The 13,934-nt window shown below is 26.1% G+C and carries 8 protein-coding genes and 1 pseudogene; 8 read left to right on the forward strand and 1 reads right to left on the reverse strand.

Annotation, left to right across the window (positions count from 1 at the left end; translation table 11 throughout):
- Positions 1 to 83: 83 nt before the first annotated feature.
- A complete protein-coding gene (locus ACTQYZ_RS09135) occupies positions 84 to 374 on the reverse strand; it encodes a helix-turn-helix transcriptional regulator (RefSeq protein ID WP_441416457.1) in 291 nt (96 codons plus the stop codon).
- Positions 375 to 534: 160 nt separating this feature from the next.
- Here ACTQYZ_RS09135 and ACTQYZ_RS09140 point away from each other — a divergent pair, with 160 nt between their 5' ends.
- The 8 genes and pseudogenes from ACTQYZ_RS09140 (at position 535) to ACTQYZ_RS09175 (ending at position 13,922) form a co-directional block, all read left to right on the forward strand.
- A complete protein-coding gene (locus tag ACTQYZ_RS09140) occupies positions 535 to 750 on the forward strand; it encodes a hypothetical protein (protein ID WP_441416458.1) in 216 nt (71 codons plus the stop codon).
- A gap of 231 nt (positions 751 to 981) precedes the next feature.
- The gene (locus ACTQYZ_RS09145; RefSeq protein WP_441416459.1) at positions 982 to 1,431 is read left to right on the forward strand and encodes a YfhO family protein; all 450 of its coding nucleotides are present in this window, start codon (positions 982 to 984) and stop codon (positions 1,429 to 1,431) included.
- Positions 1,432 to 1,438: 7 nt separating this feature from the next.
- Positions 1,439 to 3,805: pseudogene (locus ACTQYZ_RS09150) on the forward strand (YfhO family protein).
- A 174-nt stretch (positions 3,806 to 3,979) separates the two neighbouring features.
- Positions 3,980 to 6,751, forward strand: a complete 2,772-nt coding sequence (locus ACTQYZ_RS09155) for a YfhO family protein (protein ID WP_441416460.1) — start codon at positions 3,980 to 3,982, stop codon at positions 6,749 to 6,751.
- 111 nt (positions 6,752 to 6,862) lie between these two features.
- Positions 6,863 to 7,798 (forward strand): glycosyltransferase family 2 protein, encoded by a 936-nt coding sequence (locus ACTQYZ_RS09160; RefSeq protein ID WP_441416461.1) that lies wholly within the window; start codon positions 6,863 to 6,865, stop codon positions 7,796 to 7,798.
- A gap of 9 nt (positions 7,799 to 7,807) precedes the next feature.
- Entirely contained in the window at positions 7,808 to 11,038 is a 3,231-nt protein-coding gene (locus ACTQYZ_RS09165; RefSeq protein ID WP_441416462.1) for a YfhO family protein, read from the forward strand.
- A 449-nt stretch (positions 11,039 to 11,487) separates the two neighbouring features.
- Positions 11,488 to 12,723 (forward strand): aminopeptidase P family protein, encoded by a 1,236-nt coding sequence (locus ACTQYZ_RS09170; protein ID WP_441416463.1) that lies wholly within the window; start codon positions 11,488 to 11,490, stop codon positions 12,721 to 12,723.
- A gap of 35 nt (positions 12,724 to 12,758) precedes the next feature.
- The gene (locus ACTQYZ_RS09175) at positions 12,759 to 13,922 is read left to right on the forward strand and encodes a cation:proton antiporter (protein WP_441416464.1); all 1,164 of its coding nucleotides are present in this window, start codon (positions 12,759 to 12,761) and stop codon (positions 13,920 to 13,922) included.
- Positions 13,923 to 13,934 lie beyond the last annotated feature (12 nt).

Below are 13,934 nucleotides of genomic sequence, written 5' to 3' on the forward strand. Positions count from 1 at the left end.
ATATTATATATTTACTATTGTGATTATATTTTAGAGTTAAATTTAATTAATATAATAAAAAAGACTTGAGGGAGTCTTTTTTATTATTTATTATGATATTTCTTTAAAGTGTTTAATAAAGAGTATACAAGCTCTTTTTCTTCACTGTTTAAAAAACTTATATCAATTTCTTCTTTATTATCATTAAGATCAAGAATATAATCAGATGATATATTAAATAGTTTAGATAGTTCTATTATATATTGTGTTGAAGGTATGCTTATACACATCTCCCAAGCATTTATAGCAGATCTGGAAAGTCCAAGCTCTTTTGCAAGTATTGTTTGTGTCATGTTGTTTTTTTCTCGTAATTCTTTTATTCTTTCACCTATCATATTTATACCTCAATATAAAATATATATTCTTTCTTTATTAAAATCATTATCATTAATGATATTTAAGTATCATTAATGATAAAAATAAATTGACAAAATATCCTTTAATTAATATAATATAGTTAAATAACAATTATTTTATATTTAGAAAGGGGAAAATATGGAAAATAATAAAAATAATATAGGATGTGGCACTGTAATATTTATTTTTATTATAATGATGGTAATCTTAAGTCAATGTGGCGGTAAGACAGAATCTTATTATTATGATTCAAATGGTAATGGTCGAATGGATAAAGGAGAACATATGTATGATGTAGAAAGTGATGGAACCGTTCATTTTGATTATGATGGAGATGGATGGTGGGATGATTAAAAGACTCTTTTGAGTCTTTTTTATTTAATTTCTTTATGTATATTATTTGTAAAAGCAAGGTAAATCCTTTGAAATAAAGGAAAATACGTTTATTTTTTTGTTATAATCCATATGTTATTTTAAATCAAATAATATTTAAATATTATTTGATTTGTTAAATATATAGTTTTAATGAGAAATTTAGATAATAAGTTTTGAACAAAATTAATTTTATAAATAAAAGAGAAAAGTATGGAAAATAACAATAGAAAAGAATTAAAAAATAAAGAAATATGGTATAAAAGATGGCATGTAATGTATACTTTTAATTTTTTAGCTTTGTGCTTTGTTATTTTTTTACCATTTTTTATAAGTGGTAAAAGTTTTGTATGGGATACAGGTGGACTAAATACAGGAGACGGATTTGTTCAACACTTTACATCTGCAGTATACTTTGGGAATTACTTTAGGGATATAATTCTTAATTTATTAAATAACCACGAACTCGTTATTCCAATGTGGGATTTACGTATCGGAACAGGGTATGATGTTTTAACATCTCTTAATTATTATGCTTTTGGAGACCCGCTTAGTATGTTCTACATATTTACACCGGAAAAATTTACGGGATATATGTATTCTTTTGTTATATTTTTAAGACTTTATTTATCGGGATTATTTTTTTTCATTTTTCTGTTTTAACTTTAAAATGAAGAAAACGCCTGTAATTATTGGTGCATTATGCTATGAATTTTGCGGGTTTAGTTTATATTGCTCTATTCGTCATCCATTTTTTATAAATCCTATGATATACCTTCCTTTACTTCTTTTAGGCATTGAAAAAGTATTTAAAGGAGATAAGCCTTATTTATTTATAATAATGGTTACCATAAGTGCAGTAAGTAATTTTTACTTTTTATATATGTTAACCATTTCCGCTATGATTTCCGCTTTTATAAGGGTAATGTATATTTACAAAGGAAAAGGGGTATTTTTAAGAAAGCTTGTATATTATTTCTTTAAATTTCTTTTTTATTATATTATTGGCATTCTGCTTTCGGCGGTTGTTTCCCTTCCAGTTATAATATCCTTTTTTAACAGCTCAAGGCAGAGTGGTCAAGCTAACAATCTGACACTATTTTATAATTTAAGCTATTATATTAACGTTATAAAAAATATGTTTTCTGCTAATGATATAGGGCTTTGGGCATTCCTTGGATTTAATATTATAAGTATTATTTGCGGTGGGATTATATATAAAGACAAAAGCAAAAAGGGAAAATATTTACAAGGTATATTAAGCCTATGTATTATCTCACTTTTAGTTCCCGTTTTTGGATATATAATGAATGGATTTAGTTTTGTGTCAAACAGATGGACCTTTGTTTTTTCATTTGTCATATCATTTATAAGTGTTTATGTAATGGGAGAATTGAAGAATTTTAAAAATAACATTAAGTTTATGAATGTATTTCTTGGTGTGATTTTGTTTTTGAATATTTCTTTGACAGCTTTATATATATACTTAGGTAAAGACATAAAATATTTTTTATTTAACTATATTTTTATATTTATGGGATTTGTTTTCTTGTTTTTGATTAAAAACAGAAAGTACGGTATAAAAAGAATATATATGGTTTTACTTATTATTGTTCTTATACAAATTCCATTCTCTGCTTATATAAAATATTCGCCTTTTACATTAAATTATCCTAAAGAGTTTAAGTCTTATGATAAGCTAAGCAGTGTCATAAACCAAAAGTAATTTAATTATATAAAAAGCATTGATGAAGAAGAATTATACAGAGTTGATATAAATAACAACAGGTTGAATTATGGACTTATAAATGATATAAACGGTCTTTCTTCTTATTTCAGCGTTCAAAATAATAACAGCGTAAACTATTTCTTTTTAACCGGTCAGGTTGGACAGGCTACATTATCGGGTAATCACGGTTATGACAGCCACCTTATAAGCAATGAACTTAAAGGAGTTAAGTGTTTTGTAAGTAAAAATTATAATGCCGATTTGTATAAAGATTACAAGATTATAAAGGAATATGAAGACAGCAAGGTATATAAAAACGAAAATGCTCTTGGGCTTTTTTATACCTATGACAGCGCCATGGATGAAAACACCTTTAATTCTTTAAATGAATATGACAGAGAAATGGCAATGCTTCAAAGTGTTTATCTAGATAAAGACAGTATAGTTTCAAATGATCATGTTAATTCTTCTTCAAAGACTTTATTAGATTTAGAAGATCTAATGGAAAATGCACAGTATAACAAAGACAAAATAGAAATTAAAAAGGATAAAATAATAGTGAAGGAAGATGACAGTGACCTTAGTTTTAATATAAACGTAAATAACAGCGAATGTTACCTTGTAATAGATGATTTTAACCTAAATTTAGACAGTGAAATTAGTAAAGATGCTTCCTTAAAGAAAAAGATAAAAAATATGCTTTCTACTCCTGCAAAATATTCTTACATGAATATAAAAATTGACGGAAGTGAAGAAAGTTCTTTTAGATATTCCATAAAAACATCAGATAATACTTATTACTTTGGTATAGAAGATTATGTATTGAATCTTGGGTATTATAAAAATGGGTTGCACAACATAAAGATTAACTTTGATGAAAAAGTAGAGTATAACTTTTCTGATTTGAAAGTAGTATGTCAGCCTATGGATAATTACGATAAATATGTAAATGAGTTAAAAGAAGATAAGGTAGAAAATTTTACCATAAAAGGAAATACAGTAAGCTTAAATGTAAACACAAAAGAAGATAAAATCGGGGTTTTATCCATACCTTATTCAAAAGGTTGGAAGGCTTATGTGAACGGTAGGGAAGTTGAAGTGTTACAGGCAAACATTGACTCCATGGGGGTAGAGTTAAACAAAGGGGAAAATGAGGTTGTGTTTAAATATTGTACTCCGGGGCTTAAGGAAGGTGCTGTTGTTTCGCTTGTTACTGTATTGGGGTGTGTTGTTTCTGTTTTATTGATAAAAAGAAACGAAAGAGAGCTTCTTAAAAAATTAAAAAATTTGACAAAAAAAAATGTATAAAATATAATAATAAATAATTAAGGGAATATATAAGATAACTATAATTATATTAAATTTGTCCAATATGAATATAAATATTGTATATTCATATTGGCAATTTTGTTATTAATTTTATAATTGTTATATTAAGTTTGAAAAATTATAAATAGTATTATTTTTAAAAGGGAATATGGTATGAATGTTTTTTCACGAATTAATATTTTTAAACAAAAAAAATGGTTTTTAAGTTATACTTTAATATTTTTAGTTATTTCAGTCTTTCTTGCAATTCCATTCATAGATAATAGAATTAGTTTTATATGGGATACATATGAACAAAATGGGGGAGATGGATTTACTCAGCATTATGCTTCTGTAGTATATTTTGCAAGATACATAAAAAATATATTCTATACATTTATTAATACTCATGAACTTATAATTCCAATGTGGGATTTAAAAATTGGAACCGGATATGATATTCTTACAACTCTTAATTATTATTCGTTCGGGGATCCTTTAAATATTTTTTATATATTTACACCTGAAAAGTATTATCCTTATATGTTTTCATTATTAGTTGTATTAAGACTTTATTTATCAGGAATATTCTTTTCTTTATTTTGTTTTCAATTTAATAAAAAGAAATTTCCTGTTATTATCACTGCCATTGGTTATGCTTTTTGTGGTTATGCATTATATGCACCTTTAAAGCATCCTTTTTTTGTTAATCCAATGATATATCTGCCTTTATTTCTTTTAGGGGCTGAAAAAATATTTAGAGGCCAAAAACCTTATTTATTTATAATAATGGTTTTTGTAAGTGCAATAAGTAATTTTTACTTTTTTTATATGCTAACCATTGCTGTAGTTATGTACGCATTTGTTAGAGTTCTTTATTTATATAATGATAAAGGAATGTTTTTAAAACAATTCTGGCATTATTTCATTAAATTTGTTATTTACTATATTATAGGAATACTTTTAAGTATGGTTATCATGCTTCCTGTTATTTTGGCTTTTATAAATAGTTCCAGAGCAAGTGGGCAAGTTAGTAATTTAAGTTTATTTTATAATTTAAATTATTATATATCATATATATCCAATTTATTTAATTCGAATGGATTTGGTGATTGGATGTTTTTAGGTTTTAATATAATAATTGTTATATCATCTTTATTAATTTTTAAAGATAAGAGTAAAGCTGGTAAATATCTTAAATATATTCTATCTATTCTTTTTATTTGTTCAATGCTACCTGTATTTTCTTATGTGATGAATGGTTTTAGTTATGTAACAAGTAGATGGTGCTTTATTTTTGCATTTCTCGTATGTTTTATAAATGCGTATATTATTAAAGATATAAAATTTGTGTTTAATAAAAATATAAAATATGTTTATACGTGTTTATTATTATTGTTTGTTATAAATGTTGTTATTGATAGATTTTTTGTTTTTTTAGATAAAAATAACATCTATATACATTATAATTACTTTTTTATTTTAACAGGGGTATTATTTACTTTTATTGTTCAAAATAAAAAGTCAAGTATCAAAGTTATATATTTTTCAATGATAGTTTTATTCGTAGTTCAGATATCTTTATCTGGGTATTTAAAAAATTCAGATAAATATGGCAATTTTATTTCACAGCTGAAAACATATAGTAAAGTAAAAAAAGAGACTAATATAAGTAATGTTAATTTTATAAAAGAATATGATGCATCGAATTATTATAGAATTGATCAAACAAAAAATAGAATGAATTATGGTTTTTTATATGATGTAAATGGGCTATCTTCATTTTTTAGTATAAAAAATAATACTAATATGGATTATATTCTAAAAACTGGTATATTACAAAATGTTACATATTCAGGTAATCATGGTTATGATCATCATATTGTAAGTAATACATTAAAAGGTGTTAAATATTTTATTGCCGATAAAGACTTTAAATTAATGGATAACTTTAAACCTATAAAAGAAGATAAGAAGAATTTTGTTTATGAGAATAAGAATTCTTTAGGATTATTTTATACCTATGATTCGGTTATAAGTGATAAAGAGTTTAATGCTTTAGATGAAAATGACAGAGAATTTGCAATGCTTCAAAGTGTATATTTAAGTGATAGTAATTTTATTAAGCCAAATAGTATATCAAGTTCATCAAAAACTATAATGACATTTGAAGATATAATAAAAAATGGAAAGTATGATAAGGATAAAATTGAAATATATGGAGATAAACTTATAGTAAAGGAAGAAGAGGCATCAATAACATTAAACTTAGGTAGTTTATATAATAATGAGTGTTATTTAGTTATTGATGATTTTAATATAGATTTAACTAGTAAAATAAAAAAAGATGCATCTTTAAAAGAGAAAATAAATCATAAAATGAAAAATGATTATACATTTACTTATATAAAATTTTCTTCAAGTGATAGAGATTTTTCTAATAATTGTATAGTAATTTCATCAAACGGAAAATATTATATTGGCAAATTTAATTATGTATTTAATTTAGGATATTTTGATCATGTAGAAGATTGTGATGTTACGATAACTTTTTCAAAAAATGGAAATTATAATTTCTCTGATATGAAAATAGTATCTCAGCCTATGGATAACTATAATAAATACGTAAATGAGTTAAAGAAAGACAAGGTAGAAAACTTTACCATAAAAGGAAATACAGTAAGTTTAAAAGTAAACACAAAAGAAGATAAAATAGGGGTTCTATCAATTCCATATTCAAAAGGCTGGAAAGCTTATGTAAATGGTAAAGAGGTAGAAGTTCTACAGGCTAACATTGACTCTATGGGAATTGAACTAAACAAAGGGGAAAATGAGGTTGTGTTTAAGTACTGTACTCCGGGCTTAAAAGAGGGGGCTATTATTAGTTTTACAACAGCTTTTTGTTGCATAATATATATGTTAATTAAAAAGAAAAGAAATGTTTAAATAAATTTTTATCGGATAATGTTTATTTTATAAAGTTTGACAAAATTTTCATAATTGTATAGAATAAATGATATATTTTGTAAATTTTAAATTATAGAAAAAGAGGAAAATATGGATAAGGGTATTATGTCATTGGTTATACCTGCGTATAACGAATCTGAAATATTAGAAAATACAGCGAAAGTTGTTGTAAATATATTAAAAAAAGCAGAGATTCCATTTAAAATTATATTTGTAAATGATGGTTCAAAAGATGATACATGGGAAAAGATAAAAAAATTATCAAAGGAGTATGATTGTATAGACGGAGTATGCTTTTCAAGAAACTTTGGTAAAGAAGCAGCTATTTTTGCAGGACTTCAATATGCAAAGGGGGATTGTGTTGCTGTAATGGATGCAGATTTACAGCATCCACCTAAAACACTTATTGAGATGTATCAAAAATGGCTTGAAGGATATGAAGTAATAGAAGGAATAAAAGCATCAAGAGGAAAAGAAGGAATAATTTATAAATTTGGAGCAAAGAGTTTTTATAAAATAATATCAAATGCAACAGGGATAGATATGTCAACATCATCTGATTTTAAATTGATGGATAGAAAAGTTGTTGATTCAATAATAAGTTTACCTGAAAGACATTTATTTTTTAGAGCATTATCATCATGGGTAGGATACAAGACTACATATGTAGAGTTTGAAGTACAAGAAAGAGCCGGAGGAGAATCTAAATGGTCATTTTCTTCTTTGGTAAAATATGCAGTTAGAAATATAACGACATTTTCGACAGCACCTATGCAGATAGTTTCTTTTGCAGGAATAGTATTTTGTATTTTGGCAATAGTAATTGCAATAAGAGCAGTATATCAATATTTTGTAGGAATAGCTCTTGGAGGATTCACAACAGTGATACTTCTAATATTGATATTAGGGGCTATAGTTATGTTATCTCTAGGAATAATAGGGTATTATATAGCAAAGATATATGAAGAAGTAAAAGGAAGACCAAGATATATAGTATCAAGAACTGCAAAAGAAGAAGAAAAATAGGAGATGCAAATGTTTGAAAAAAGTAAAAGTTTATATGATAAATATAAAGAAATAATTTTATATATCATTTTTGGAGGGTTTACAACCCTTGTAAATTTTGTAATATATTTTCTATTTACGAATGTATTATCTATAAATTATCTTGTAAGCAATTTAATAGCATGGATAGGTGCTGTTATTTTTGCGTTCTTTACAAATAAGAAATATGTATTTAATGCAAATAATACAGAACTTTTTAACTATATAAAAGAATTTGTGATGTTTACTTTATCAAGGGGGTTTTCTTTTTTGGTGGAGACCTTCCTTTTATTCCTTGGAGTAGAATTGATTAAGTTAAATGATGGAATTGTTAAAGTAGCGGTAGCAGTAATAGTAGTAATATTAAATTACTTTTTTACTAAATTTGTATTTAAAAATAAGGACGAAAAAAAAAACATTGAGAAAAATACTAATGTAAAAAAAGAGGAAACTAAAGGTTTAGGAAATAACGAAGTTTGGTATAAAAAATGGTATGTGATTTATACCGGACTATTTTTTGTTATTTCTTTATTTTTATTTTATGAATTTATATTAGAGGGTAAAAGTTTAGTTTGGTTTGGAGGAATGGAAGATGGTATTTACCAGCATTTTTCAAGTGATGTTTATTTTGGCAACTATTTTAGAGATATTATAATAAATTTCTTTAATACTCATGAACTTGTTATTCCAATGTGGGACTTAACTGTAGGAAATGGACTTGATGTTTTCACTACGTTAAATTATTATGCATTTGGTGATCCTCTTAGTTTGTTTTATATATTTACACCTGAAAAATATACAGGATATATGTATTCTTTCCTTGTTATTTTTAGACTTTATTTATCGGGATTATTTTTTATTTTATTTTGTTTTAAATTTAATCAAAAGAAGATGCCTGCAATACTTGGTGCTTTAGGATATGCTTTTTGTGGGTATGCTTTATATGCTTCAATAAGACATCCATTTTTTATAAACCCAATGATATATTTACCTATTATATTAATTGGGATTGAAAATGTATTAAGAGGTAGGAAACCTTATTTATTTATTTTCATAGTAGCTGTAAGTTTAATAAGTAATTTTTATTTCTTATATATGAATACTTTGGCAGCTGTTGTATATGCTTTTGTAAGAGTTCTTTATTTATATAAAGATAAAGGAGTATTCTTAAAGAAACTTTTATATTATGTTGTAAAATTTATTATTTATTATATTATTGCAATACTTTTAACAGCAGTGTTCTTTCTTCCTATTTTTATTGCATTTATAAGTAGTGCAAGAGCAAGCGGTCAGACTGCTAGTGTGGATTTATTGTATAATTTATCATATTATGTCAATATATTTAGAAACCTATATAATGCAAACCCTATTGGAAAATGGCTTAGCTTAGGGTTTAATATAATAATTGTTCTTTGTTTATTGTTTATTTTTATTGATAAAAGTAAACAGGGTAAATATTTAAGAAATATTTTAATTTTAGGAATAATCTGCTTATTGTTCCCTGTTATAGGATATATAATGAATGGATTTAGTTATGTATCTAACAGGTGGTGTTATATTTTTGCATTTTTAGTTTGTTTTATTTCTTGTTATATTTTTAATGATATTAAATTAAGAATTAATAAACATAAAATATATACATATGGTTGCTTATTATTTTTGTTGATTGTAAATGTTTTGTTAGAACAATTATATATTAAATTAGATAAGAGCAATAAAGTGTTTATATTTAACTATATATTTATATTAATGGGATTTTTATTTGTTTTATTTGCAAATAGAAGAATAGTAAAAGAAAAAGCTGTTTTGTATGCTCTTGTATTAATATTTATTATACAAATTCCTTTAAGTGGCTTTATGAAATATAACAGTTCAATGTCTGATTATATCTCAGAATTTGAAAAATACAGTGCATTAAATAGAGAAATAAATTCAAAAGAAATCAATGATATTACTAAATTGGATAATGATAATATATACAGAATTGCAAAAAATAAAATACAGTATAATTATGGACAAAGTAATAATGTAAATGGGCTTTCCTCGTTCTACAGCATTCAAAATAAAAGTGTTATTGATTATATATTTAATATTGGAATTTTAGGGGATGTTACTTATTCAAGTTATGTAGGATATGATAATCATATAATATCAAATACATTAAAGGGTGTTAAATATCAAATAAATAAAAATACATATAACGTAGATGTGTATAAAGATTATAAAGAAATAAATAAGTATGATGATTTAACTACTTATGAAAATGTAAATGCTTTAGATTTGTTTTATACTTATGACTCTGTTATTGATGAAAATACATTTAATTCATTAAGTGCATATAATAAGGAATATGCAATGCTACAAAGTGTTTACTTAAGTAATAATGATTTTATTAAACCTGATAATGTAAATATGAATTCAAAAACAATATTGAATGTTGAAGATATATTAAAAAATGCTAAGTATGATAAAGATGATATTGAAATTAAGAATGACAAAATTGTTGTAAAGAAAAAAAAAGCGACGATAAAATTAAATTTAGGTGAAATTAAAAACAGTGAATGTTATTTTATAATTAATGGCTTTGATATAGATTTGCAAAAAAAGGAAAATAAAGGGAAAAATTTAAGACAGAAACTAAAATATGCTTTATCTTCTGAGAGTACAGATTCTTCTATTAAGTTTGTTATGGATGAATCTAAAGATTATTCAATATATATATTACAGGCAAATAATAGCCCATATTATATAGGTAAAAATAATTATGTGTTTAATCTTGGATATTACAAAGATGGAAGTCATAGTGTAGAAATATCATTATCGGAAAAGGGTGATTATTATCTTAGTGACATGAAAGTTGTATGTCAGCCTATGGATGATTATGATAAATATGTAAATGAGTTAAAAGAAGACAAGGTAGAAAACTTTACTATAAAAGGAAATACAGTAAGCTTAAATGTAAACACTAAAGAGAATAAAATAGGGGTTCTATCAATTCCTTATTCAAAGGGCTGGAAAGCGTATGTAAATGGTAAAGAAGTAGAAGTTCAGCAAGCTAACATTGATTCTATGGGTGTTGAACTTCAAAAAGGAGAAAATGAAGTAGTGTTTAAATATTGTACTCCGGGACTTAAAGCAGGAGCATTGATTTCCTTTGTTACAGCTATAGGATGCATAATTTATATTTATATTGATAAAAAGAAAAGAAAAAAGGCTTTATAAAAGCCTTTTTTTAGTTATTTACAATTTTTATCGTTTTTATTTTGTTGTTTTTGTTCATTTTTGTTGTTACATGATTGTTCGTTTTTATTCATGTTTTGTTTATTGTTTTTGTTTTCTTTTTTCTTAGCCATTTTATTTCTCCTTTGTTTTTTCTATATTAATTTTTCCCAAAAAACAAATATATATATTGGAAATTTTTTCAAATTTGTAGCTGTATATATTTTTTTGATAAATTAAATAAAATATTTTATAAAGAAATAATTATAATTTAAAATAATATTTAGTAATTTTTTGTATGTTTGATATTTTTAAGTAATTATTATATTAAAATCTTATTTAAACATAGAAAAATATTAGTAAAAGGGCAAATGTAGAAGTTTAAAATATTGATAAAATTTTTTTACTATGGTAAAATAAATTAGTTATTATAAAGGTAAATGAGGCAGGTTATGAATAATCTAAATTTAAAAAAACGAAGAGAAAAAGTACTTGAATACATGGACGATAATTCGGCTGCGGTTTTCTTTTCCGGAGAACTTGTAAGAAGTGAAAACGGAAATGATTATGAATTTGAAGTAAACAGAGATTTTTATTACCTTACAAACATTGACGAAGAAGACTGTGTGCTTATTTTAACAAAGAATGATAAGAAAATAAAAGAACAATTATTTATTCCTGAAAACAACGAGTATTCTTCAAAATGGACGGGAATAAAATTATCTATTCCTGAAGTTATGGCACTTAGTGACATGGAAGATATTTTTTATCTTGACGAATTTGAAAAGTATATAAACGAACTTGGCAATGATGAAACTTTAGAGAAGATTTATTTTGCTTTGGATGATACAAATACCAGCGAGAATTATAACTTAAACCTTAGAATGTTTAAACAAATGTATAAAGTATTTGATAACTTGGAATTTTATAATATCAAAAGATGCCTTAATGAACTTAGAGAAGTGAAAAGTGAATACGAGGTAGATTGCATTCATAAAGGGGCAAAGAATTTAAAAAATGCCATAAATATGGCAATGAAAATTACCAAACCCGGTGTGAAAGAAGCTGAAATTGCTGCTACAATTGATTATATCACAAGGAAAAACGGCGATACACTTCCTTTCCCAACAATTGTTGCAAGCGGTAAAAATGCTACTACTCTTCATTACATCAAAGGAAAGGATAAAGTAAAAGACGGAGATCTTGTTCTTCTTGACTGCGGAAGTGCGGTAAATAAATACAGTGCAGACGTAAGCAGAACTTATCCAGTAAACGGGAAATTTACTGATTTCCAAAAGGTTATATACAATATCGTTTTAAAGGCGAACAAAACCGTTATTGAAAATGCAAAAGAAGGTGTAACCTTAAAAGAACTTAATGATATTGTAATTGATATTTATGAAGAGGAACTTAAAAAAATAGGTTTGATAGAAGAAAGAGAAGAAGTAAATAATTATTATTATCACTTCGTTTCCCATTTTGTAGGACTTAACTGTCATGATCCATTCGATAAAGATAAACCTCTCAAAGCAGGTAATGTCATTACCGTTGAACCGGGACTTTATTTACAAAAAGAGGGAATTGGAATCCGCATTGAAGATAATATTTTAATAACAAAAGAAGGAAACATTAATTTAACAAAGAATATTATGAAAGAAACGGATGAAATAGAATCATATATGATGTGACAATAGAGTTTTTCATCTAAAGTTGAGGAAGAAAAATGGATGAATTATTGGCTCTTGGGTTATTCCTTTTTGTAGGATTTGCTATAAGTAAAATATGTTCAAAATTAAGACTTCCCGCTGTAACGGGATATTTGCTTGCAGGTTTAATCCTTGGCGTATCATTTATAGATATTTTGCCAAAAGATATCCTTTCGGAACTTGAATTTCTGCAAGATGTAGCCCTTGGCTTTATTGCCTTTAACATAGGGGAAAGTTTTAACTTGGATAAAATAAAAAGCCTTGGCGGAAGCGTTGTTTTAATAACGATAGTTCAAGCTGCCGTAACGATAATCGCCGTAACTATCGGAGTTTATATTGTAACTGGTGATTTACCGTTATCGATAGTCTTTGGTGCTTTATCTGCTGCCACAGCTCCTGCCGCAACGGTTAATGTTATTAACGAATATAAGGCAAAAGGAAAACTTACAAATACAATTCTTACGGTTGTTGCCCTTGATGATGCCGTATGTTTATTCCTTTTCAGTATTGCATGTGCAGTTTCACAGTCTATGATAAGCGGACATTTTAATATAAATTCTGCTTTGCTTGCTCCTTTAAAAGAAATTGTATTATCTTTAATAGTAGGTGGAGTTATAGGGCTTGTGTTCTGCTTTATTGAAAAGAAAGTCAGAAGGGATAAATCTCAAGTGCTTATTGTTGCTTGTGCAAGCGTTCTTTTAGGTTCAGGAATAGGTACATATTTTGAACTTTCTTCAATTCTTGTTTGTATGGCAACAGGAAGTGTGATAGCTAATCTATGCTTTAGATACGACAAAGTCTTTTCCATGACGGAAGAAGCTGTAAACCCGATTTACGTTATATTTTTTGTGCTTGCCGGATACAGTTTGGATTTAAATGTAATAGTAAGTATAGGTGCAATCGGAATAGCCTTTGTAATTTCAAGATTTATTGGTAAAATCCTTGGTGCTTTTCTTGGGTGCAGTATGGCAAGAACTGATAAGGTTACAAGGAATTATCTTGGAATGGGGCTTATGCCTATGGCCGGAGTCGGAGTAGGACTTGCGGTTGCGGCATCAAAAATGATGCCTGAATACAGTACACTGTTTTTAAATATAATTATGGGTGCAACATTTGTTTTTGAAATAGTCGGTCCTATCCTAACGGCACAGGGCCTTAAAAAATCAGGAGATATAAAATAACATACTAACATA

The organism is Anaerofustis sp. LCP19S3_F7 (assembly GCF_052119445.1).
Classification (GTDB): Bacteria; Bacillota; Clostridia; order Eubacteriales; family Anaerofustaceae; genus Anaerofustis; species Anaerofustis butyriciformans.